General features: G+C 45.0%; 19 protein-coding genes. 13 read left to right on the forward strand and 6 right to left on the reverse strand.

Going from position 1 to position 23,344, the window contains the following annotated elements; genetic code table 11:
- Window positions 1–84: 84 nt before the first annotated feature.
- Window positions 85–846 carry an alpha/beta fold hydrolase gene (locus IQQ51_RS01625; RefSeq protein ID WP_050647356.1) on the reverse strand — a complete coding sequence of 254 codons (762 nt, stop codon included), beginning with the start codon at window positions 844–846 and terminating at the stop codon, window positions 85–87.
- Window positions 847–939: 93 nt separating this feature from the next.
- Here IQQ51_RS01625 and seqA point away from each other — a divergent pair, with 93 nt between their 5' ends.
- Window positions 940–1,479, forward strand: a complete 540-nt coding sequence (seqA, locus tag IQQ51_RS01630; RefSeq protein ID WP_019820493.1) for a replication initiation negative regulator SeqA — start codon at window positions 940–942, stop codon at window positions 1,477–1,479.
- A 91-nt stretch (window positions 1,480–1,570) separates the two neighbouring features.
- The gene (pgm, locus tag IQQ51_RS01635; RefSeq protein ID WP_193840187.1) at window positions 1,571–3,217 is read left to right on the forward strand and encodes a phosphoglucomutase (alpha-D-glucose-1,6-bisphosphate-dependent); all 1,647 of its coding nucleotides are present in this window, start codon (window positions 1,571–1,573) and stop codon (window positions 3,215–3,217) included.
- A 121-nt stretch (window positions 3,218–3,338) separates the two neighbouring features.
- On the opposite strand, the gene IQQ51_RS01640 is transcribed toward pgm, so the two are convergent.
- On the reverse strand, window positions 3,339–4,097 hold the full coding sequence (locus tag IQQ51_RS01640) for a DUF1853 family protein (RefSeq protein WP_193840188.1): 759 nt from the start codon (window positions 4,095–4,097) through the stop codon (window positions 3,339–3,341).
- A gap of 90 nt (window positions 4,098–4,187) precedes the next feature.
- Here IQQ51_RS01640 and IQQ51_RS01645 point away from each other — a divergent pair, with 90 nt between their 5' ends.
- Entirely contained in the window at window positions 4,188–4,946 is a 759-nt protein-coding gene (locus IQQ51_RS01645) for a Nif3-like dinuclear metal center hexameric protein (protein ID WP_048606455.1), read from the forward strand.
- A gap of 435 nt (window positions 4,947–5,381) precedes the next feature.
- On the opposite strand, the gene IQQ51_RS01650 is transcribed toward IQQ51_RS01645, so the two are convergent.
- Entirely contained in the window at window positions 5,382–6,671 is a 1,290-nt protein-coding gene (locus IQQ51_RS01650) for a citrate synthase (protein WP_048617859.1), read from the reverse strand.
- Window positions 6,672–7,088: 417 nt separating this feature from the next.
- Between IQQ51_RS01650 and sdhC the strand changes: the two genes are divergently transcribed.
- From sdhC to sucD, 8 genes are all read left to right on the forward strand, one after another.
- On the forward strand, window positions 7,089–7,481 hold the full coding sequence (sdhC, locus tag IQQ51_RS01655) for a succinate dehydrogenase cytochrome b556 subunit (protein ID WP_017061948.1): 393 nt from the start codon (window positions 7,089–7,091) through the stop codon (window positions 7,479–7,481).
- Window positions 7,475–7,822: a succinate dehydrogenase, hydrophobic membrane anchor protein gene (gene sdhD / locus IQQ51_RS01660; protein WP_010436768.1), complete on the forward strand. Its 348-nt coding sequence runs from the start codon at window positions 7,475–7,477 to the stop codon at window positions 7,820–7,822. The genes sdhC and sdhD overlap by 7 nt, the downstream gene beginning before the upstream one ends.
- Entirely contained in the window at window positions 7,823–9,589 is a 1,767-nt protein-coding gene (gene sdhA / locus IQQ51_RS01665) for a succinate dehydrogenase flavoprotein subunit (protein WP_048606450.1), read from the forward strand.
- Between the two features lie 12 nt (window positions 9,590–9,601).
- On the forward strand, window positions 9,602–10,315 hold the full coding sequence (locus IQQ51_RS01670; protein ID WP_010436773.1) for a succinate dehydrogenase iron-sulfur subunit: 714 nt from the start codon (window positions 9,602–9,604) through the stop codon (window positions 10,313–10,315).
- 97 nt (window positions 10,316–10,412) lie between these two features.
- Window positions 10,413–13,229, forward strand: a complete 2,817-nt coding sequence (gene sucA, locus IQQ51_RS01675; RefSeq protein WP_017061946.1) for a 2-oxoglutarate dehydrogenase E1 component — start codon at window positions 10,413–10,415, stop codon at window positions 13,227–13,229.
- Window positions 13,230–13,250: 21 nt separating this feature from the next.
- Window positions 13,251–14,459, forward strand: coding sequence for a 2-oxoglutarate dehydrogenase complex dihydrolipoyllysine-residue succinyltransferase (odhB, locus tag IQQ51_RS01680; RefSeq protein WP_193840189.1), 1,209 nt, complete (start codon window positions 13,251–13,253; stop codon window positions 14,457–14,459).
- A 206-nt stretch (window positions 14,460–14,665) separates the two neighbouring features.
- A complete protein-coding gene (gene sucC, locus IQQ51_RS01685) occupies window positions 14,666–15,832 on the forward strand; it encodes an ADP-forming succinate--CoA ligase subunit beta (RefSeq protein ID WP_010436793.1) in 1,167 nt (388 codons plus the stop codon).
- The gene (gene sucD, locus IQQ51_RS01690) at window positions 15,832–16,704 is read left to right on the forward strand and encodes a succinate--CoA ligase subunit alpha (RefSeq protein WP_004734209.1); all 873 of its coding nucleotides are present in this window, start codon (window positions 15,832–15,834) and stop codon (window positions 16,702–16,704) included. The genes sucC and sucD overlap by 1 nt, the downstream gene beginning before the upstream one ends.
- A 140-nt stretch (window positions 16,705–16,844) precedes the next feature.
- Here sucD and znuB read toward each other — a convergent pair whose 3' ends face one another.
- On the reverse strand, window positions 16,845–17,630 hold the full coding sequence (gene znuB, locus IQQ51_RS01695) for a zinc ABC transporter permease subunit ZnuB (protein WP_052878943.1): 786 nt from the start codon (window positions 17,628–17,630) through the stop codon (window positions 16,845–16,847).
- Complete coding sequence (gene znuC, locus IQQ51_RS01700) at window positions 17,630–18,409, reverse strand: zinc ABC transporter ATP-binding protein ZnuC (RefSeq protein WP_193840190.1); 780 nt, start codon at window positions 18,407–18,409, stop codon at window positions 17,630–17,632. Before znuC ends, znuB begins: the two co-directional genes overlap by 1 nt.
- Before the next feature lie 83 nt (window positions 18,410–18,492).
- Between znuC and znuA the strand changes: the two genes are divergently transcribed.
- Window positions 18,493–19,377 carry a zinc ABC transporter substrate-binding protein ZnuA gene (znuA, locus tag IQQ51_RS01705; RefSeq protein ID WP_048617863.1) on the forward strand — a complete coding sequence of 295 codons (885 nt, stop codon included), beginning with the start codon at window positions 18,493–18,495 and terminating at the stop codon, window positions 19,375–19,377.
- Window positions 19,378–19,645: 268 nt separating this feature from the next.
- Window positions 19,646–23,008, forward strand: a complete 3,363-nt coding sequence (locus tag IQQ51_RS01710; RefSeq protein ID WP_228012638.1) for a helix-turn-helix domain-containing protein — start codon at window positions 19,646–19,648, stop codon at window positions 23,006–23,008.
- Window positions 23,009–23,225: 217 nt separating this feature from the next.
- On the opposite strand, the gene IQQ51_RS27945 is transcribed toward IQQ51_RS01710, so the two are convergent.
- Entirely contained in the window at window positions 23,226–23,330 is a 105-nt protein-coding gene (locus IQQ51_RS27945) for a hypothetical protein (RefSeq protein WP_416222597.1), read from the reverse strand.
- Window positions 23,331–23,344: the final 14 nt, after the last annotated feature.

The following is a 23,344-nucleotide window of genomic DNA, read 5'->3' on the forward strand; positions in this document are numbered from 1 at the left end:
TTGGGCGCACTATATCACTGTTGTGAGATAAAGTTAATCTGCAGTAATTACACAGCTCTCATTTATCTGCACGAAAAAGCGCAGTTAAGCGATGAATTTTCTAATTGCTCTAAGTACTTCTGCTGGTTTTTCAGCATGCAGCCAGTGACCCGTGTTGGCAATGACATGCGCTTTTGCGTTAGAAAATTGCTGCTGAACGGCTGCTTGATGTTCTGCGGTGAGGTAATCAGAATCCCCACCTTTAATGAGCAAGGTTTTGACCGAGGTTTTCTCGATCGGTTCCCAACCAATAATATGCGGGTAGTTGCTCAGTAACGAAGCAACATTGAAGCGCCATTCCATGATGCCTTGCTCTGTTTTGAACAAAGATTTGGTTAAAAACTGGCGAACGCCATCGATCTCGATATGTTTTGCGAGAACCTTAAGTGCATCTGAGCGTGAAGTCGGTTTTTCTTCTATCACGGCTTGCAGGCCTGCGAATACGTTGTCGTGGCGACTTTGAGTGTACGCGACTGGCGCCATATCCAAGACAATCAATTTATGCAGTGCAAGATGCTGTGTCAGTGCCATTGCTACTTTGCCACCCATCGAGTGACCAATCACAGTGACGTCTTCTAACTTAAGATCATGCAGCAGTTGAGCCACGTCTTGTGCCATCGCTTGATAGTTATGAGTGTCACTATGGAAGGATTGACCGTGGTTGCGGAGATCGATACTAAGTACCTTATGATCGGCTTTTAGATCCCTAGCGAGCAAGCCAAGGTTGTCCAGATTACCGAATAATCCATGGATCAAAACAATGGTGTGACCCTCACCTTCAATTTTATAGTTGAGCTGTACTGACATTTTTATCTTATTCATGGTGGGTTTGACGTAGAGTATCCGCGCGGATCTCGCTATAATCCCCCAGAGTTTAAACATTGAGATTGTGAAAAGCGAATGAAAACAATTGAGGTTGATGAGGACCTATACCGTTTTATTGCGGGTCAGACAGAACGTATTGGCGAAAGCGCTTCAGATATTCTGCGCCGCTTGTTACAGGTTGATAGCCAAGGCATGGCTCCGATCGAAGAGATCGTTGAGCCAAAAGGTATCGTTGTTAGCAAAGAGGTAGGCTTTACTCCAGAGAAGTTCGATGGCGTTAAAGAAATGCGCTCACTACTAATATCAGATGAGTTTGCATCACTAAAGAAAGCCATTGATCGTTTCATGCTTGTGTTATCAACACTGCATAAAATCGACCCTTTAAGCTTTTCAGAAGCAACTCAAGTAAAAGGCCGTAAGCGCGTTTACTTTGCAGATAACGAAGCGACGTTGCTAGCAAACGGCAACACGACTAAGCCTAAAGCTATTCCACAAAGTCCTTTTTGGGTTATTACTAATAACAATACAAGCCGAAAAAGACAGATGGTTGAGCAGCTTATGAGTCGCATGAGTTTCCAAGCAGAATTGATAGAAAAAGTAACAGGTTCAATTTAACGAAATCTGATTTAAACCTCATAATATCCATGGATAAGAAGATATTATGAGGTTTTTTTGTTTTTAAATTTTATATATAAGGATGTCGAAAATGGCTATGCACCCTCGTGCTGGGCAGAAAGCTCAGCAGGAAGATCTTCATAATATCCCGGCTTTAGTTGCTAACTATTTCTTACAGCAACCGGATGCTACGAACCCAGATCATAAAGTACTTTTCGGTACTTCAGGTCACCGCGGTACAGCAGACAAATCAACATTTAACGAAAACCACATTCTAGCAATTGCACAAGCGGTTGCTGAAGTTCGTGCCGAGCAAGGTACAACTGGCCCTCTTTTCTTAGGTAAAGATACTCACGCTCTATCTGAGCCTGCGTTCTCTACGGTTATCGAAGTGCTTGTAGCGAACGGTGTTGAAGTTATTATTCAAGAAAACAACGGTTTTACTCCAACACCTGGTATCTCGCACGCGATTCTTACGCACAACCTAGTGAATGATAAAAAAGCCGACGGCATTGTTATCACGCCTTCACATAACCCACCTCAAGACGGCGGTATTAAATACAACCCGACACACGGTGGCCCAGCTGAAGCTGAACTGACTCAAGCGATTGAAGACCGTGCGAACGTGATCATTGCTGAGCAAATGCAAGGTGTTAAGCGTACGCCTATCGCACAGGCTAAACAGTCTGAGCTAGTAAAAGAAGTTGACCTAGTCGCGCCATACGTTGCTGATTTGGTTAACGTTGTGGATATGGAAGCGATCCAGAAAGCAAACATCAAGATTGGTGTTGATCCACTAGGTGGCAGCGGTATTGATTACTGGCGTCAAATTGGTAAAGCGTACAATCTAGATCTTACTCTGGTAAGTGAAGCGGTTGACCCTTCATTCCAATTCATGTCTCTAGATAAAGATGGCGTGGTTCGTATGGACTGTTCTTCTCCATACGCAATGGCAGGCTTACTGGCGCTTAAAGACGAGTACGCTCTAGCGTTTGGTAACGACCCAGATTACGATCGCCACGGTATCGTGACACCTAAAGGTTTGATGAATCCAAACCACTTCTTAGCGGTTTGTATTGATTACCTATATCGTAACCGTGAAGGTTGGGGTAAAGACGTTGCTGTTGGTAAGACACTGGTATCAAGCGCATTGATTGACCGTGTTGTTGCTGACTTAGGTCGCGAACTTTGTGAAGTGCCAGTTGGTTTCAAATGGTTCGTTGATGGTCTATACAACGGCCAGTTTGGTTTTGGTGGCGAAGAGAGCGCAGGTGCTTCTTTCCTACGTAAAGACGGTACGCCTTGGTCAACAGATAAAGATGGCCTGATTCTTTGCCTACTTGCGGCTGAGATCACTGCTGTGACAGGTAAGAACCCACAAGAATACTACGAAGAACTTGCCGCTAAACACGGTGAATCTAAGTACAACCGTATTCAAGCGGTAGCAAATGGCGCACAAAAAGACGTGCTTAAAAAGCTATCTCCAGAGATGGTTTCTGCTGAGACGCTGGCTGGTGATGCAATTACTGCACGCTTAACACACGCTCTAGGTAATGGTGCTGCGATTGGTGGCCTGAAAGTGACAACTGAGAACGGCTGGTTTGCTGCTCGTCCATCTGGCACTGAAGACATCTACAAGATCTACTGTGAAAGCTTTAAGGGTGAAGAGCACCTGAAAGCAATCGAAGCAGAAGCTCAAGAGATTGTTAACCAAGTATTTGCAGCCGCTGGCCTATAATCGAATCTCGATTACTAGAGTTGCTACGTAAATAGAAGAAGGGTTGATGTGAAAGCATCAACCCTTTTTATTTGTGTTGGTTTCGTATAATTGGGAAAGGTAACTGAGTTAGCTCAGACGACTAACCGTGTGGCCAGCTTTGCGGCATCACAAACCAGAATTGCCCCGACTTTGTTTGCCCATGGACGAAGCGATCACCGAACTCGGTGATAGGCTGACTGCTGAAGTCATCCGTACCAGCTGCCCATTGCTCTTTGGTGAGAGGGTAGAGCGCTTCAGTGATTAGATGAACTTGGTCTTGATAGCACCAAAACCCGTTAACTTGGCTCGAGTTAATGTCGTAGCCCAAACATGCAGTAGGTACGTTTTGCTCTAAGAATGGGTTGGTATATAGGCGACCTTGCATCAATAAGTGCTTTGAGTCGACATCGATCTCTGGATATTGCTCAACAAAGGCGGCAGAAGAGGACATTTCGAGTTGGTGGCTGAGCATCCTGTCGAGTTTCTTATCCAATTGGTCGTGAGAGTTGGGGCCAAACCATGTTTGTTCGTGGAGCAGATAGAACTTAATCGCTACTTCCCAATGTTCTAGCTTTTGGCTGCTCTCTTCTTCAAGAATAAAGTCGATTGCACCGAGAGTTCTACCCTCCACATTGATCTGAATCTCATCGTGCTTAATCGAGTAATTCGGTGACGCAGTGATCACTTGTTCACATAGATGTTGGTAGAGGAAACCTAATCTAGGATTACCATTATAAGTATGTGATGAGTCGATGGCATGGTGGCTAGAGAATGCACTAAGGTCCGAAACTGGTGGCTTGATTTCTAGTAATGGCGGTGAGTCGATGACCCATTGGTAAAAACGTTGCAGTGCTGTCATCTCTTCCTCATAAACTCATCGTGGGGCTTTCGACATTCTACCCGTAAATTGATATAACGACGTTATTATAAAGGTAAGCTGGAAAGAAAAATGAATAACTTACAATTAGAAAAGCTACTTAACGAAAAACTGCAGCCACAGCAGATTAAAGATTACTGTCCTAACGGTCTTCAAGTTGAAGGCGCAACAGAAGTGAAGCGAATCGTTACTGGTGTGACAGCTTCTCAAGCCTTGATTGATAAAGCGGTAGAACTGAACGCAGACGCTTTGTTAGTCCATCATGGCTTTTTCTGGAAAGGCGAGTCAGAAGCGATTCGTGGCATGAAGGGCAAGCGTATTCGTACCCTGATTAAAAATGACATAAACCTTTTAGGTTATCACTTGCCGCTTGATATCCACCCTGAACTTGGCAACAACGCAAAATTGGCAGAGTTACTTGAGATAGAAGTCGAAGGCGGTTTGGAAGGGCATCCACAATCGGTTGCTATGTTTGGTAAATTAAAAGCGCCAATGACAGGTACTGAATTTGCAGCAAAAATCGATCAAGTTCTGAATCGTAAACCACTGCATATCGCACCAGAAAACCAAGACAAAATGATTACGACTGTCGGTTGGTGTACTGGTGGTGGTCAAGATTACATTGAGCTAGCGGCTTCTCAAGGTATTGATGCGTTCATCTCTGGTGAAATTTCAGAGCGCACTACTTACTCAGCACGCGAGCAAGACATTCATTATTTTGCTGCTGGTCACCACGCGACTGAGCGATACGGTGTAAAAGCGTTAGGTGAATGGTTAGCGAAAGAGCATGGCTTGGATGTTGAGTTTATTGATATCGATAATCCGGTATAAGAGAAGTTGCGAGATGAGGGATACGAGTCGAGAGTATGCATCATTTTCTAGAATTGAGCAGGTAACCTGTAGAGTTGATCTGCTCGCTTAAGGAGATCCCCAACTCGCTCGTTCCTCGCTCTTGAGGATGACGAGTAACTATAAATTTGTATCCTTCGATTAGGCGGGCTAATTAGAACTTTAATGGACTCAACTTAGAGAGTTCATAAGTAATTCGTCATTCCCTAGACTGACGGAGGAAGGAGTAGGGAATCTCTCAAGGTTCTCTATAAACTGATTGAGATCCCCAACTCACTCGTCCCTCGTTCTTGGGGATGACGATATTATTTTATTCGTTCACTTCGCACTCTTGAGGATGATGGAGTTGAGAGCGTACAAAAGAAAAGGGGTTGATGTTCTCACATTAACCCCTTTTAACATTATGATTTATAGCAACTATTCACGTTCGTGAAGTGCTTTAAAGTCACGTTGTTCTTCACCAGTATATAGCTGACGAGGACGACCGATACGGTTCGTCGGATCGCTGTGCATTTCGTTCCAGTGTGCAATCCAACCGATGGTACGAGACATCGCGAAGATTACAGTAAACATAGATACTGGAATACCGATTGCTTTCAGAATGATACCTGAGTAGAAATCTACGTTCGGGTATAGCTTCTTAGAAACAAAGTACTCATCAGAAAGAGCGATACGCTCAAGTTCCATAGCTACGTCTAGTAGTGGATCTTGGATGTTTAGCTCTTTAAGTACTTCGTGACACGCTTCGCGCATTACTGTTGCACGTGGATCGTAGTTCTTGTAAACACGGTGACCGAAGCCCATCAAACGGAATGGGTCATCTTTGTCTTTTGCTTTCGCAACGTATTCTTCAATGTTATCTACGCTACCGATCTCTTCAAGCATGCGCAGACAAGCTTCGTTTGCACCGCCGTGAGCTGGGCCCCAAAGTGATGCGATACCTGCTGCGATACACGCAAACGGGTTAGCACCAGATGAACCAGCAAGACGCACTGTAGACGTAGAAGCGTTCTGTTCGTGGTCAGCGTGTAGAGTAAAGATTTTATCCATCGCACGAGCAACGATAGGGTTCACTTCATACTCTTCACATGGGTTTGCAAACATCATGTGTAAGAAGTTTTCTGCGTAGCCTAGGTCGTTACGTGGGTAGATAAACGGCTGACCGATTGAATATTTGTAACACATTGCAGCCAGTGTTGGCATTTTTGAAATCAGGCGGTATGCCGCAATTTCACGGTGTGTATCGTTGTTGACATCAAGTGAGTCGTGGTAGAACGCCGCTAGAGCGCCTACAACACCACACATTACAGCCATAGGGTGAGCGTCACGACGGAAGCCGTGGAAGAAACTAGCGATTTGCTCATGCACCATAGTGTGACGTGTCACGGTAGTCTTGAACTTTTCGTACTCAGTTCGAGATGGGGCTTCACCGTAAAGAAGTATGTAACACACTTCTAAGTAATCAGCGTTATTGGCAAGTTGGTCGATTGGATAACCACGATGTAAAAGAATACCTTTTCCACCGTCAATAAAAGTGATTTGAGACTCACAGGATGCAGTGGCAAGAAAACCAGGGTCAAAAGTGAAAAAACCATTAGAACCTAGTGTACGAACATCGATCACTGGAGTACCAAGTACACCTTCTGTAATCGGCAGCTCGATTGGCGCTTGACCTTCAATGTGAAGGGTAGCTTTCTTATCCGCCATAACAATCTCCTTTGTTTATTATTTAATCCGTCCAGGATGTTTATGTGCCATTTTTTTACTGGTCTTACGTGGGAAAGTCAATTTTTCTGAAGCTTTGTGTGCACTTGTTAGTGTTTTTTACATTAAATTCGTTAAAAATCTGGTCTGTGTAGCATTATTTGTTACATCAATTGTATTAGAATGTTGCCAGCCGTATAGTGGCGCTGAAAAGTTTGGTTAAAACCTTATAAATGCAAGGCTAAGAAGAAATGTGAGGTGTCTTTCTTAATCGAGCAGTTAACAATTATTTTACAATTATCTAAGGCTCAACTTCAGTTATTTGTTAAGTTAATGTTAAATTTTGAAGGTTTGCAATCAAATTTTGTCCATAACAATATCATAAGGTTATTTAATGACCATAATGCTCAATGGAGCTGAGTGAGCAAGCCCGTGAAAGAAAGAAAGACAAGACCTGTTAATTTAGATTTACAGACCATCCACTTTCCAATCACAGCAATAGCTTCCATCCTACACCGTGTGTCTGGGGTGATAACTTTTGTCGCGATTGGAATTTTGCTTTGGTTACTATCCATTTCCCTCTCATCCCCAGTAGGCTTTGCCGAAGCTAGCGACATTGTCGATGGTTTCTTCGTGAAGTTTATTCTGTGGGGCATTTTAACCGCTTTGGCTTACCACATTGCTGGTGGTATTCGTCACCTTCTTATGGACCTTGGTCACTTTGAAGAGCTGGAATCTGGCGCTAAGAGCGCTAAGGTTGCATTCGCAGCAACAGCGGTATTGTCTCTACTAGCGGGGATCTTAGTATGGTAAACAACGTTTCTACTTTTGGTCGTAATGGTGTCCACGATTATCTATTGATTCGTGCTACTGCCATCATTATGACGCTTTACACTATCTACCTAGTTAGCTTCTGTGCTTTCTCTGGTGATATCTCTTACGCATCTTGGACGCAATTCTTTGGTGGAACCTTCACTAAAGTCTTCACCATGTTAGCGCTTACTTCTGTTTTGGTTCACGCGTGGATCGGCTTATGGCAAGTACTAACTGACTACATCAAATGCGCAAAACTGCGTGTTGGTCTTCAAGTCGGTGTTGTTGCAGTTCTTCTTGGATATTTCTTCTCTGGTCTGTTTATTTTGTGGGGTGCGTAAGTGACTATTCCTGTTCGTGAGTTTGATGCCGTAGTGATCGGCGCTGGTGGTGCAGGTATGCGTGCCGCACTGCAAATTTCTGAGCAAGGCCTTTCTTGTGCATTGCTTTCTAAAGTTTTCCCTACTCGTTCTCATACGGTTTCAGCGCAAGGCGGCATCACTGTTGCTCTTGGTAACGCGCATGAAGACCATTGGGAACAACACATGTATGACACAGTAAAAGGTTCTGATTACATCGGTGACCAAGACGCTATCGAATACATGTGTAAAAACGGTCCTGAGTCGGTAATCGAACTTGAAAAAATGGGCCTACCTTTCTCTCGTTTTGAGAACGGTACTATTTACCAGCGTCCTTTCGGTGGTCAATCTAAAAACTTTGGTGGTGAGCAAGCGGCTCGTACCGCAGCTGCAGCCGACCGTACTGGTCACGCTCTGCTTCACACGCTTTACCAACAAAACATCAAACACAAAACGACCGTTTTCTCTGAGTGGTATGCACTGGATCTTGTTAAAAACGAAGATGGTGCAATCTTAGGTACTACTGCGCTTTGTATGGAAACGGGAGAGGTTTGTTACTTCAAAGCGAAGGCAACAATCCTTGCTACTGGTGGTGCTGGTCGTATCTACGCATCAACAACCAATGCACACATTAATACTGGTGACGGTGTTGGTATGGCGATTCGTGCTGGCGTTCCTATGCAAGACATCGAAATGTGGCAGTTCCACCCAACGGGTATCGCTGGTGCAGGTGTATTGGTAACGGAAGGTTGTCGTGGTGAAGGTGGTTACCTTCTCAATAAAGACGGCGAACGCTTCATGGAACGTTATGCACCAAATGCTAAAGACTTAGCGGGGCGTGATGTTGTTGCTCGTTCAATGATGGTTGAAATTCGTGAAGGTCGCGGTTGCGATGGCCCTTGGGGTCCACACATTAAGCTTAAGCTTGATCACCTAGGTAAAGAGACACTTGAATCTCGTCTTCCTGGCGTATGTGAACTTTCTCGTACCTTTGCTCACGTTGATCCAGTGAAAGAGCCAATCCCAGTAATCCCGACATGTCACTACATGATGGGTGGTGTTCCAACACAAGTTTCTGGTCAAGCTATTAAGCAAACTGAAGACGGCAGCGATGTTGAAATCCAAGGTCTATTTGCTTGTGGTGAAATTGCATCAGTATCAGTACATGGTGCTAACCGTCTAGGTGGTAACTCACTGCTTGATTTAGTGGTATTTGGTCGTGCGACAGGTCTACACCTAGGTGAGACACTGAAGAAGCAAGACGAAGCGAAACCTGCAACTGAAGCCGACATTGAACGTTCACTAGAGCGTTACAACCGTTGGGAAAACAGCACAGACGGCGAAGATCCAGCGCAAATCCGTAAAGATCTTCAGCAATGTATGCAGAACAACTTCTCGGTATTCCGTGAAGGCAAAGCAATGGCTGAAGGCCTAGAAGAGCTAAAAGCGATTCGTGAGCGTCTGAAAAATGCACACCTATCTGATAAGTCTACAGAGTTCAACACTCAACGTATTGAGTGTCTAGAGCTTGAAAACTTGATGGAAACGGCATTCGCAACGGCTGTTGCTGCAAACTTCCGTACAGAGAGCCGTGGCGCACACGCTCGATTCGATTTCCCTGACCGTGATGATGAGCAATGGCTATGCCACTCACTTTACAACCCAGAGTCAGAGAGCATGACTAAGCGTGGTGTAAACATGGAACCTATCCATCGTGAAGCGTTCCCACCAAAAGCACGTACGTACTAAGGAGATATGACCATGAAACTGAATTTCTCTTTATACCGTTACAATCCAGATGTCGACCAGAAGCCTTATATGAAGGAATACACTCTAGAAGTGGATGAAGGTTCAGACATGATGCTTTTGGACGCGCTTATTCTGTTGAAAGAGCAAGATCCAACAATCTCATTCCGTCGCTCATGCCGTGAAGGTGTATGTGGCTCGGATGGTTTGAACATGAACGGTAAGAATGGCCTAGCGTGTATCACGCCATTGTCTGCGCTTTCTGGCCAAGACAAGATTGTGATTCGTCCACTGCCTGGCTTACCCGTTGTTCGTGACCTGATTGTAGACATGACTCAGTTCTACGATAACTACGAAAAAGTGAAGCCATTCTTAGTGTCTGATGGCAATGTGCCACCGGCGCGTGAAAACTTACAAAGCCCTGATGAGCGTGCTCATTTAGATGGATTGTACGAATGTATCATGTGTGCATGTTGTACAACGTCATGCCCATCATTCTGGTGGAACCCTGACAAATTCATCGGACCAGCAGGCCTGCTTGCAGCGTACCGTTGGCTAATTGATAGCCGAGATACAGCGACAGACGAACGTTTGTCCGATCTTGATGATGCATTTAGCGTTTTTCGTTGCCATGGCATCATGAATTGTGTAAGTGTTTGTCCTAAGGGATTAAATCCGACGAAAGCTATTGGTCACATCAAGACCATGCTAGTGAATCGTTCGGTTTAAGTTATATAAAAATTGCCGCCCTAGAAGTTTTGGGGCGGCCTTTTAATAGCTCGGCATAGACCGCAGCAAACGTGAAAACTACTGGTTAAGGGAAAATATGCACAACGGCGTGATGAAGGCATGGCTCGAGTCTTCACACTTGGCTGGCGCCAATGCAACGTACGTAGAAGAACTCTATGAACTGTATCTAAGTGACCCAGATTCGGTAAGTGACGAATGGAGAAGTGTTTTTGAAGAACTGCCTGTGCAAGCTTCAGAGACAGTGGAACAACCACACTCTCGTGTTCGTGAATACTTCCGTCGACTCGCTCAAGAAACAAAGCATTACAGTGTCCAAGTTAGTGATCCAGATGTCGATGCGAAACAAGTAAAGGTTCTGCAACTTATTAATGCCTATCGATTCCGAGGGCATCAAGCAGCAAATCTAGACCCCCTAGGTTTATGGAAAAGAGCGACAGTTGATGAACTGGACCCTTCTTTCCACACTCTTACCGAAGATGACCTCAATGAGACGTTTAACGTCGGCTCTTACGCCATTGGCCAAGAGACGATGGTGCTTAAAGATCTCTACAAATCTCTAAAGCAAACTTATTGTGGCTCTATTGGTGCTGAATACATGCACATGACAAATACAGAGCAAAAGCGTTGGATCCAACAACGTTTAGAGTCTGTATCTGGTCAACCCTCTTTCAACAAAGAAGAAAAGCAAGCTTTCCTAGAAGAGCTAACTGCTGCTGAAGGTCTTGAGCGCTATCTTGGTGCGAAATTCCCAGGCGCAAAACGCTTCTCGTTGGAAGGTGGTGATGCTCTTATCCCAATGACGAAAGAAATTATTCGTCATGCTGGCGGACAAGGCATGCGTGAAGTTGTTGTTGGTATGGCTCACCGTGGTCGTCTAAACATGTTGGTCAACGTGCTTGGTAAAAAGCCACAAGACCTGTTTGACGAGTTTGCGGGCAAGCACGATGACACGTGGGGTACGGGTGATGTGAAATACCACCAAGGCTTCTCTGCGGACTTCGCAACGCCAGGCGGCAACGTTCACTTAGCACTAGCATTTAACCCATCTCACTTAGAAATCGTAAACCCGGTAGTTATCGGTTCAGTACGTGCACGTCAAGATCGCCTAGGTGATAATGATGGTAGCCGTGTACTTCCAATTACTATCCACGGTGACTCAGCTATCGCTGGTCAGGGTGTAGTACAAGAGACGTTTAACATGTCTCAAGCGCGTGGTTTCTGTGTTGGTGGTACGGTTCGTATCGTTGTAAACAACCAAGTTGGTTTTACAACGTCTAACCCTCGCGATACACGCTCTACGATGTACTGTACCGATATCGCGAAGATGGTTCAGGCTCCGATTTTCCACGTTAACTCTGATGATCCAGAAGCGGTAGCGTTCGTTGCGCGTCTTGCATTGGATTACCGTAATACGTTTAAGCGTGATGTTGTTATTGATTTGGTTTGTTACCGTCGCCACGGTCACAATGAAGCCGATGAGCCGAATGCAACACAGCCTTTGATGTACCAAAAAATCAAAAAGCACCCAACACCACGTAAGCTTTACGCTGACGTGCTAATGGAGCGAGGTGAGTTTGGTATTGATACAGCAACTCAGCTAGTTAACGAATATCGTGATGCACTTGATCACGGTGAAGTTGTGGTTAAAGAGTGGCGTCCAATGGCACTTCACTCAGTAGACTGGTCTCCTTACCTGGGTCACGACTGGAACATCGAGTGGGATAACAAGATTGATATCGAGCGCCTGAAAGAGCTTGGTACCAAACTTTGCCAATACCCAGACAGCCACAAGCTGCAAAGCCGAGTAAATAAACTGTACAACGATCGTACTGCCATGGTGAATGGTGAGAAACAAGTCGATTGGGGTATGGCTGAAACTCTGGCTTACGCAACACTTGTTGACGACGGTAAGCGTATTCGTATCTCAGGCCAAGATTCAGGTCGTGGTACGTTCTTCCACCGTCACTCAGTACTGCACAATCAATCAGATGCAAGCACGTATGTTCCTCTTGCGAACATTCATGATAAACAAGGGCCATTCCAAGTGTTTGACTCGGTGTTATCTGAAGAAGCGGTACTCGCATTTGAGTATGGTTACGCAACAGCAGAGCCAAGCGGTCTAACCCTTTGGGAAGCACAATTTGGTGACTTCGCAAACGGTGCACAAGTTGTTATCGACCAATTCATTTCATCAGGTGAGCAAAAGTGGGCACGTCTATGTGGTCTAACTATGCTGCTTCCTCACGGTTATGAAGGCCAGGGCCCAGAGCACTCTTCTGCACGTCTTGAGCGTTACCTTCAGTTATGTGCTGAACAAAACATGCAGGTTGTTGTTCCTTCAACACCGGCACAGGTTTACCACATGATTCGCCGTCAGGTTGTTCGACCAATGCGTCGTCCACTGATTGTAATGTCACCTAAGTCATTGCTTCGTCACCCTCTGTGTACTTCTTCTCTTGAAGATTTGGCAGAAGGCACGTTCCAACCAGCTATCGCAGAAATTGATGATCTGGCGCCTGAGAACGTAAAACGCGTCGTATTCTGTTCAGGTAAGGTTTACTTTGACCTGCTTGACCAAAGACGTAAGAACGAGCAAGACGATGTTGCTATTGTACGTATTGAGCAACTTTACCCGTTCCCTTACGAGGACGTGAGAGCTGCCATCGCACAATACACAAATGTAGTCGATTACGTTTGGTGTCAAGAAGAGCCACAGAACCAAGGTGCTTGGTACAGTAGCCAACATAATTTCCGAGCTGCTATCCCAGTAGGTGCTGATATTCAATACGCAGGTCGTCCTGCATCAGCATCACCAGCTGTTGGCTATATGTCAGTACACTTGAAACAACAAAAAGCGTTAGTTGACGACGCTTTGACCCTACTTAAGAACTAGAAGTAAAAGGAAAATACGCACATGACAATTGAAATTCTGGTTCCAGATTTACCTGAATCTGTGGCTGATGCAACAGTTGCTACTTGGCACAAAAAACCGGGCGAAGCGGTTGCACGTGATGAAGTCATTGTAGATATCGAAACAGATAAAGTAGTTCTAGAAGTACCGGCTCCTGAAGCGGGTGTTCTGGAAGCTATCATCGAAGAAGAGGGTGCTACGGTACTTTCTAAGCAGCTTCTGGCTAAAATCAAGCCGGGTGCTATCGCGGGTGAACCAACGAAAGACACCACTGAAGATACAGAAGCATCTCCTGATAAGCGCCATAAAGCTGCGCTAACAGAAGAGAACAACGACGCACTAAGCCCTGCTGTTCGTCGCCTGCTTGCTGAGCACAACCTACAACCAGCTGACGTTAAAGGCACTGGTGTTGGTGGTCGTATTACTCGTGAAGACATCGATGCACACTTAGCAGCAGCGAAAGCGGCTCCGGCAGCAGCATCTGCACCAGCAGTTGAAGCGCCAGCAGCGGCTCGCAGCCAAAAACGCGTGCCTATGACTCGCCTACGTAAGACAGTGGCTAACCGTCTTCTAGAGGCGAAAAACAGCACAGCAATGCTGACGACTTTCAACGAAGTGAACATGAAGCCAATCATGGACCTTCGTAAGCAGTACAAAGACCAATTCGAGAAGCGTCACGATACGCGTCTTGGCTTCATGTCTTTCTACGTGAAAGCAGTAACAGAAGCACTGAAGCGTTTCCCAGAAGTGAACGCTTCTATTGATGGTACAGATATCGTTTACCACAACTACTTCGACATCAGCATGGCGGTATCTACGCCACGTGGCCTAGTGACTCCAGTACTGAAAGACTGTGACACACTAGGTTTCGCTGATATCGAAAAAGGCATCAAAGAGCTAGCAATCAAAGGCCGTGACGGCAAGCTAACGGTTGATGAACTGATGGGCGGTAACTTCACTATCACAAACGGTGGTGTATTTGGTTCTCTAATGTCTACGCCAATCATCAACCCGCCTCAAGCGGCAATTTTGGGTATGCACAAAATCCAAGACCGTCCTATGGCTGTTGATGGCAAGGTAGAGATTCTACCAATGATGTACCTAGCGCTTTCTTACGACCACCGTCTAATCGATGGCCGTGAATCAGTTGGCTTCCTAGTGACCATCAAAGAGCTTCTAGAAGATCCTGCACGTCTGCTATTAGACGTTTAGTATCGCTAAAACGTCTAGTTAACCCCGTTAGCTAGACGTAAAAAGTTTCAAAGGCTAGGCTGCTCAACGTCTGGCCTTCAATTGAACTGTAAAGCCATTAGAAAATGGACAGCAGTTGATTTGAGAAGACCCTACAGACGTAACACAGGAAACTGTGTCGTTATGGAAATAATAATCCCTTAAGGGAAAATAAACGGAATATCAAAATGAATTTGCATGAATACCAAGCCAAACAGCTGTTTGCAGAATTCGGTTTGCCTGTACCAGAAGGTTTCGCATGTGATACTGCACAAGAAGCTTTCGAAGCTGCAGGTCGTATCAGTACAGCCAAGAAAGTCGTTAAGTGTCAAGTACACGCTGGTGGTCGCGGTAAAGCGGGCGGCGTAGAGCTACATGACACCAAAGAAGGCGTTAAAGAGTTTGCACAAAAGTGGCTAGGTAAAAACCTAGTGACTTACCAAACAGACGCTAATGGTCAGCCTGTAACAAAGATCCTAGTTGAAGAAGCATCAAACATTGCTAATGAACTTTACCTAGGTGCTGTTGTTGACCGCGCAACGCGTAAAATTGTATTCATGGCGTCAACTGAAGGCGGTGTGGACATTGAGAAAATCGCTGAAGAAACTCCAGAGTTGATTCACCAATCAGCGATCGATCCTCTAGTAGGCCCTCAAGCTTACCAAGGCCGTGAACTGGCGTTCAAACTTGGTCTAGTTGGCGATCAAATCAAACAGTTCGTTAAGATCTTCATGGGTCTTGGCCAAATGTTCTCTCAGTACGACCTAGCTCTACTAGAAATCAACCCGCTTGTAATTACTGGTGAAGGCAACCTGCTTTGTCTTGACGGCAAGATCAACATTGACTCAAACGCAATGTACCGTCAGCCAAAACTGCGTGAAATGCACGATCCATCTCAAGAAGATGAGCGCGAAGCACACGCAGCACAGTGGGAACTGAACTACGTAGCACTAGATGGCAACGTTGGCTGTATGGTTAACGGTGCAGGCCTTGCAATGGGTACGATGGATATCGTAAACCTACACGGCGGCAAGCCAGCAAACTTCCTTGATGTAGGCGGCGGCGCGACCAAAGAGCGTGTAGCTGAAGCATTCAAGATCATCCTTTCTGATGACAATGTTAAAGCAGTACTCGTAAACATTTTCGGTGGCATCGTTCGTTGTGACATGATCGCTGAAGGTATTATCGGTGCAGTTAAAGAAGTCGGCGTAACAGTTCCTGTAGTTGTTCGTCTAGAAGGTACAAACGCAGACCTAGGTCGCGAAGTACTTGCTAATTCTGATGTTGATATCATTGCAGCTGAATCTCTAACAGATGCTGCTCAGAAAGTTGTTGCTGCTGCGGAGGCTAAATAATGTCTGTATTAATTAACAAAGACACTAAAGTAATCTGTCAGGGTTTCACTGGCGGTCAAGGTACATTCCACTCAGACCAAGCTATCGCATACGGTACGCAAATGGTTGGTGGTGTTTCACCTGGTAAAGGTGGTCAAACTCACCTAGGCCTTCCAGTATTCAACACAGTACGTGAAGCGGTAGAAGTTACTGGCGCAACAGCAACAGTTATCTACGTACCAGCTCCTTTCTGTAAAGATGCAATCCTAGAAGCGATTGATGCAGGTATCGAACTGATCGTAACGATCACTGAAGGTATCCCTACAACAGATATGATCGACGTTAAAGTGAAGCTAGAAGAAACTGGCGTTCGCATGATCGGTCCTAACTGTCCAGGTCTTATCACTCCAGACGAGTGTAAGATTGGTATCATGCCTGGTCATATCCACAAGAAGGGTAAAGTAGGTATCGTATCTCGCAGCGGTACTCTGACGTACGAAGCAGTTAAGCAAACAACAGATGAAGGCTTTGGTCAGTCTACATGTGTTGGTATCGGTGGTGACCCTATCCCAGGTTCAAACTTCATTGATATCTTGAAACTTTTCCAAGAAGACCCAGAAACTGAAGCAATCGTAATGATTGGTGAAATCGGTGGTACTGCGGAAGAAGAAGCGGCTGAGTTCATCAAAGCAAACGTAACTAAGCCAGTTGTATCTTACATCGCTGGTGTTACTGCTCCTCCGGGCAAACGTATGGGCCACGCAGGCGCAATCATCTCTGGCGGTAAAGGTACTGCTGAAGATAAATTCGCAGCACTAGAAGCAGCAGGCGTTAAGACTGTTAAGTCTCTTGCTGACATCGGTAAAGGCCTACGTGAAATCACGGGTTGGTAATCAGCTGGCTTTTATCGATTGAGATAGAAGTTAACTGAACGATATTAAAAAGGCTTGGTCACTGACCAAGCCTTTTTTATGTTCTCGGGATACGAGATACGAGATACGAGATACGAGATACGAGATCGTACTGCTAAGTGCTAAGCTCGGCTCCTAACCATTTGAGATAGCATAAACATTGCTGCCGCACTGATAACCACAGACGGGCCAGCTGGCGTGTCATAGAACCAAGACAAGCTTAGCCCTCCGAAGACTGCGATAGAGCCAATAATTGATGCAAGGAAGGCCATTTGCTCGGGTGTATTCGCGAATTTCCTTGCTGTAGCTGCTGGGATGATCAGTAGCGATGTCATGATTAACGCGCCAACAAACTTCATGCCGACAGCAATCACGATACCGACCAATAGCATCAGAATCAGACGCATTAAATCAATGTTGATGCCATCAACCGCCGCGAGATCTTCGTTAACCGTCGTTGATAGTAGTGGTCGCCAAAAGATAGCAAGCACCAATCCAATCACAGCAGCACCCGCATAGATGAACACTAGATCCGTTGGAGATACTGCTAGCAAGTCACCAAATAGGTAGCTCATTAGGTCAACACGAACGTTATCTAAGAAACTGACAGCAACCAAACCAAGTGATAGCGCACTGTGCGCCAAAATACCGAGTAGGGTATCGGTCGCGACCAACTTTTGTTTTTGTAAAGTCACTAGCAACACGGCCAGCATCAAACAACAAATCAGCAGCGCGAAATACAAGTTAATGTTGAACAGAAAGCCAAGTGCTAAGCCCATCAAAGAAGCGTGAGCAAGCGTGTCACCAAAGTAAGCCATCTTACGCCACACCACGAACGAACCTAGTGGGCCTGCAATTAGTGCAATACCCAAACCCGCCAAAATAGAGGGAAGAAGAAACTCAAGCATTAGTGGTGTCCGTGTTTATGGTTTGAACATTCATGCGCGCCGCCCGTTACTGGTTGGCCTGCGAGATCATGATGGTGATGTTCGTGTTGGTGATGATAAAACGCTAGCGTCTCTTGGGTCGCGGTGCCAAAGAGCGCAATATACGAAGGATGGTGTTTGATGTCTGCAGGTGCGCCTGAACAACAGATGTGGTGGTGCAAACAGATAACATCGTCTGTTTTTGCCATCACTAAATGCAGATCGTGCGAAACCATAAATACGGCACAACCAAAGCGGTGACGAATGGTGTCAATCAAGTCATACAGGTCAATTTGCCCTTGAACGTCGACGCCTTGAGCCGGTTCATCGAGAACCAGTAGGTCTGGTCTTCTTAACAATGAACGAGCAATGAGCACACGTTGGTTTTCACCGCCGGATAGCTGGTGCATGTTACTCTTCTGCAGATGTTCAGCACCAACGAGCTTCAATGCTTCAAGGATTTCTTGCTGACTGAACTTGCCAGTGAGCTTTAGAAAACGCTCTACGTTGAGCGGTAGTGAGTCATTGAGCTTTAATTTTTGTGGTACATAGCCAATTTTCAGTTTTTTAGCTTTTGTTATTGTGCCTGAAAATTTGGTCTGTAGACCCAGTACCACTTTTACTAATGTCGACTTTCCTGCACCGTTTGGCCCAATCAGGGTGGTGATTCTGCCGCGCTCTAAATTTAGAGAGATGTTGTCTAGAACTTTTCGACCGTCAAATTCGACGCTCACAGAATTTAGTTGGATTAAGTTATCCATGAATAGAACTCATTTGCAATTCGCTAATGTTATAATGTAACATTTACCTCAAGCCTAAGCTACTTTTCTATTATCGAGGGATTATGTCACGTTCATCTTTTATACTTGCTACTTTGCTTTTAGCGCCAAGTGTCGCAAGTGCCAATACTATTCTAACAAGCTTTAAACCAATTCAAATGATTGTGACGGAATTAACGCAGGGCGTTAGTGAACCGGATGTGCTAATGAACAGCAATGCTTCGCCGCACGATTATGCGCTTAAGCCATCTGATGTCAAAAAAGTTCACAGTGCTGATATGGTTATCTGGTTTGGTCCTGACCTAGAAGCTTTTTTGACTAAGGTGATTGGTTCAAAAGAAAACGTTATCAAGATCAGTGAGATTCCAGGAATTAACTTGCGAGAATTCGGACATGATGACCACGATTCTCATGAAGGACATAATCACGGTAGCCATGACCCGCATTTTTGGTTAGGTATCGATCAAGTTGAAGTAGCCGCAAAATATATCTCAGCAAAGTTGATTGAATCTGACCCTGATAACGCAATGGCGTATCAAGAAAACCTAGATTCTTTCCTGCTCGCCTTGAAAGAAAAGCAGCAGTCCATTCATGAACAACTTGCGCCAGTGAAAGACAAAGGTTACTACGTATTCCACGATGCGTATGGTTACTTTGAGCAAGAGTTTGAACTGAATAACTTAGGCCATTTCACGGTGAGCCCAGAGCGTAAACCGGGTGCAAAAAGCCTGATCGCTATTAAGAAAACGCTAGTACGCGACAATGTTCAATGTGTATTCTCAGAGCCTCAATTTACTCCCGCTGTGATTGAATCAGTGACTCGCGGAAGTAACGCTAAGCAAGGCCAGCTTGATCCTATCGGTTCAACGGTTGAAGTGAAGAGTGGAAGTTATTTCGATTTTCTTCAGCAACTTACAGACAGCTACACAAGTTGCTTAAGCGGGAAGTAATTCATAACGAGTATTCTTTACTCTACTTTGCTCTCGTTAATTTATGAATCATGCCGCTTTTTGCGGCATTTTCGTGACCGCTAAGATAAAACCTCCCAACAAATAGCAAACCTCCTTTCTCCTTTTCTAATTTCCGCTAAAATAGAAAGATAATAATAAGCACAAAAAAACTCAGTTTTTGGTTAAGCAACGATAAGACGTTGTGGTGCCCAAAATTTCATGCGTTGTTGCTGTTCAGGATTAAGAGTTGTATCGAATTATCTTCAAAATGTTCATCTTAATGAGCATTTCATTTAGCGTTCTAGCGGTAAATACCTCACCCTCCGTTTTTTATCCTTTGCCCGTTCAAGCGCAAGGGAATTTCCTTGCGGCTAAAAACTTGTACTTAGGTGCCGGAGGCGGGCTCTGGGTTCATGATGTACATGGAAAAGTACTCTTTTACGACGGCCGAACTCTATTCCCTCGCAAGGGTAGCTTACTGCAATTTTCTTCGGAAAGAGTCGCGTTTCTGAACGATGAGTTTTGGACATTTTTCGATAACGAGGTGTATCGACATAACCCTGGAATTGGCAACGAATTGGCGTTTAGCCTAAGTCCCGGCGCTGAAATAACCAATATCGGTGCATCGGGCGATTATATTTGGGTCACTGATGGCAGTAATTTCTATACCTACAACACTCAATCTTTAGAATTCAACACCTACTCTCTACTCAAACTGTACCGATACAATAACAGCAGTGACATTGCGATTAACGACGCTGAGTGGGTGCTATCAAAGTGGGTGCTAGCGACCAGTTCTGGCGTTTACCTTTCAGAGAATCAAGAGTTTACCCATGTCACCGCATCCGACAAAAACCATATTGAGACGGTTTATTTTTCGAATGCTCGACGTGAGTTAGTGATCGGTACTTTAAATGGCGCTGTGATTGTAGATCTCGCGAACCCAGATAAAGAGACCATCGTTAAAGGGTCGCATGTTCTCTCGCTGGCCGAAACTTCGAACCAGTATTGGATTGGTACAGAGCACGGCCTTATTAGCTACAACTTTATTACGGGACAAATTACTCGATTCGAACAAGCCGCTAATCAAGACTTCTCGTTACCGGGTGAGAAAATATATTCGTTGATAAACGATCATGCTGGTGGCATGTGGATTGCGACAAACAACGGTATCCGATATTTCTCACTATTCAGTAAGACCTTCTCGAGAACCCCCCTAACTGGAATGGGCATGCATTCGAGTAGTGTGGTGATCAATAAAGTAGTGCCTGTCAGTGACCAGTTATCTTGGGTCGCGTCTTCAATGGGGCTCTACTTAGTTGATTCTGAAAGTGAAGAGAACCCAATTCGTGTTTACTCTAACCCTGTTAATGATTTTGAGATCTTTGGCTCTTCCATTTGGTTGGCGACCGAACAAGGCATCATCAGTCTAAATACGGAAACGCTACAACCCGAAGCCCTTGATTTACCAAGGCCGATTAAGGGAGTACACGTTGAAAACTTTGCACTTCAAGCCGATAACGTTCTTTGGATGACCTCTGGGCAAAACCTGTATTCGTTATCTATCGAAACCATGAAACTGACGAGTTATGGCACTGACTGGTTAGTCGACAAGTTCTTGCCTGCGAAGATCACCGCTCTCAATGTCGGCTTGCTAGGTCGCATCTATATAGGAACAGACCATGGTTTCTACTCGTTCATTGATAAACGAATTAGCTTTAGTCGTTCAAGCGAACGGTTTGGCAAAGTCGTCGATATTGAAAAAGCGAAGGATGGAGCGCAGTGGTTTGCTAGCAGTTATGGCGTGTATCGAATCCCGGATGACAGCTCTATTATTCAAGAAATCACTCTTGTTGAAGACAATATTAGCCCCAACTGCCTGATAAGCGATGACAATGGTGTTTGGTTAGGCTCTTCGAAAGGCATCAGTTATTACGGATTGGATGGGCAACTGCATAAACACATCGGTTCGCCATTTGGTTTGATCACCAATGAACTGGCGGCAGGAGCGTGTGCTCTGTTTTACAGTGAAGAGAGCCAACCTTCGAGGCTTGTTTTCGGCTCAAAGTATGGCGTAGTCAGCGCGTTGTCTAACGAGTTACTGGTATCAACCACACCTCATAGCCGTGCCTTGTTGAGTAAAATAAGTGTCGACCAACAAACGGTGTCACTTGGCGGGAAAACGGCTGAACTGGATGAGATTCCTTATGGCTCATCGATGGGGTTTAAGCTGGGCATCTTACCAGCAACGTTCGCACCAGCGATGGAATATCGACTGAGCGACGATGAACCATGGAGTGAGTTTGAAGGGGGCTTGTTAACGCTCGACCATCTTCTTCCTGGGGATTACACACTTGAAGTGAAGCCGGTTAAAGACTCCCATTATCGCTTTGTGTCAACCAATCAAAGCTTCTCGATTGCGGAGCCTTGGTATCTGACCAATTGGGCCGCAGCAAGCTCTCTGATATTACTGATTGGCGTTGTGACTATCTTAGTCTTTTGGCGTTCGCGTTATGTCACTTTTGCCAACAGGCACTTAAAAGCGCAAGTTGCACTGAAGACGGATCAATTGAGGCACCAAAGCCGGATATTACTCGCGACTAATCAACAGCTTAAAAAGCAGCTATCCGTTAAGAATGCGCTTGTGTCTCATACTGCCAATGAACTCTCTTCTGAAGTGAATCATATTGCTGCGATGATCCCGAATTGGAATGACGAGCATGGGAAGTCGCCAATTCTAACCTTGAAAAATGGCTTATCTCAATTGAGCAATACCCCTCAAGGAGAAGGGCAAGTTTGTTACGATATAATTTTAATCTTAGAAGCGGTACTCAAAGCTTGGCAGGATGATTTAGCCAAAGCTGGTATTGAACTGGATATTAAAGTCGAAACAAAACAACGATATGTCTCGTTGCTGTATTTTAATCTCGATATTATCTTCAATAGCTTGGTTGCGAGCATCATCAAGAGAAACTTTAAGTCGCAGAGTATGGTAGTTCTGGTTGAAGAGGTTAAGGAGCATCTTGTTGTGACCATTCGAGATCATGGGATGCCTTTCCCTAAACTGGCATCAAGCATGGGTGACAATACCGGAAAGTCGACCGACCTTAACATCGAAAAGCTGCCGCTATTGATGAATCAGAGCGGTGGCGAGCTTAATGCCTTTGTTTCGGAGTCTCAAAATAAGGTTCAGCTTTCGTGGCCAATTGAGTATCAAGTACTCGACAATCTTGAAGCCAGCACAATTGAACAAATTGAAACTATTAAGCTTGCCGCTTCAACGCCGGAGCAACAAAAACTGACAGCAGAACAAGAGTGGAAGAACAGAGTGTCGCAGCTTGTGAGTGAAAACTACGCTGATGCCGAGTTCAGTACTGCAACTGCCGCTAAGTATTTGTTTATGTCTGAGAGAAGCTTACAGAGACGCTTTAAATCGGCTTACAATAAGACCTTCAAAGAGCACTTGAATGAAGTACGTCTAGAGCATGCGTGTGAGCGCTTACTCGCTGGAGAGAAGATCTCTGATGTGGCGTTTGATTCGGGCTTCAATGACCCTTCTTATTTCAGTCAAAGGTTTAAGCACCACTTTGGTATGTCACCATCTAAGTTTGCTGAAAACAACGACGAGTAGCGCGCAGCGAGTACTCTGCTAGAACATAAATAAAGATACTTTAGCCTCGACATTCGTGTTGGGGCTTTTTTATGCTTCTACGAGATACGAGATACGAGATACGAGATACGAGATACGAGATACGAGATACGAGATACGAGATACGAGATACGAGATACGAGATACGAGATACGAGATACGAGATATGATATGGCCCCTAAAAAGTAGACACAGGGGTTTAGTTTATTAGTTCAAAGTCCATGGGACTCACTCCACCTAGAGTCCCATGTCTTCTTACTGGATTATAATAGGTATCGATATAAATTCGACTCTGCATCGTCATTTCTTGTCGTGAAA

This window comes from Vibrio sp. OPT18, from assembly GCF_015163615.1.
Taxonomy (GTDB): domain Bacteria; phylum Pseudomonadota; class Gammaproteobacteria; order Enterobacterales; family Vibrionaceae; genus Vibrio; species Vibrio coralliirubri.

Coding starts and splice junctions, on each gene's coding strand:
- IQQ51_RS01625 (WP_050647356.1), bottom strand. CDS start 846: ATGTCAGTACAGCTCAACTATAAAATTGAAGGTGAGGGTCACACCATT.
- seqA (WP_019820493.1), top strand. CDS start 940: ATGAAAACAATTGAGGTTGATGAGGACCTATACCGTTTTATTGCGGGT.
- pgm (WP_193840187.1), top strand. CDS start 1,571: ATGGCTATGCACCCTCGTGCTGGGCAGAAAGCTCAGCAGGAAGATCTT.
- IQQ51_RS01640 (WP_193840188.1), bottom strand. CDS start 4,097: ATGACAGCACTGCAACGTTTTTACCAATGGGTCATCGACTCACCGCCA.
- IQQ51_RS01645 (WP_048606455.1), top strand. CDS start 4,188: ATGAATAACTTACAATTAGAAAAGCTACTTAACGAAAAACTGCAGCCA.
- IQQ51_RS01650 (WP_048617859.1), bottom strand. CDS start 6,671: ATGGCGGATAAGAAAGCTACCCTTCACATTGAAGGTCAAGCGCCAATC.
- sdhD (WP_010436768.1), top strand. CDS start 7,475: ATGGTAAACAACGTTTCTACTTTTGGTCGTAATGGTGTCCACGATTAT.
- IQQ51_RS01670 (WP_010436773.1), top strand. CDS start 9,602: ATGAAACTGAATTTCTCTTTATACCGTTACAATCCAGATGTCGACCAG.
- sucA (WP_017061946.1), top strand. CDS start 10,413: ATGCACAACGGCGTGATGAAGGCATGGCTCGAGTCTTCACACTTGGCT.
- odhB (WP_193840189.1), top strand. CDS start 13,251: ATGACAATTGAAATTCTGGTTCCAGATTTACCTGAATCTGTGGCTGAT.
- sucC (WP_010436793.1), top strand. CDS start 14,666: ATGAATTTGCATGAATACCAAGCCAAACAGCTGTTTGCAGAATTCGGT.
- sucD (WP_004734209.1), top strand. CDS start 15,832: ATGTCTGTATTAATTAACAAAGACACTAAAGTAATCTGTCAGGGTTTC.
- znuB (WP_052878943.1), bottom strand. CDS start 17,630: ATGCTTGAGTTTCTTCTTCCCTCTATTTTGGCGGGTTTGGGTATTGCA.
- znuC (WP_193840190.1), bottom strand. CDS start 18,409: ATGGATAACTTAATCCAACTAAATTCTGTGAGCGTCGAATTTGACGGT.
- znuA (WP_048617863.1), top strand. CDS start 18,493: ATGTCACGTTCATCTTTTATACTTGCTACTTTGCTTTTAGCGCCAAGT.
- IQQ51_RS01710 (WP_228012638.1), top strand. CDS start 19,646: ATGTTCATCTTAATGAGCATTTCATTTAGCGTTCTAGCGGTAAATACC.
- IQQ51_RS27945 (WP_416222597.1), bottom strand. CDS start 23,330: ATGACGATGCAGAGTCGAATTTATATCGATACCTATTATAATCCAGTA.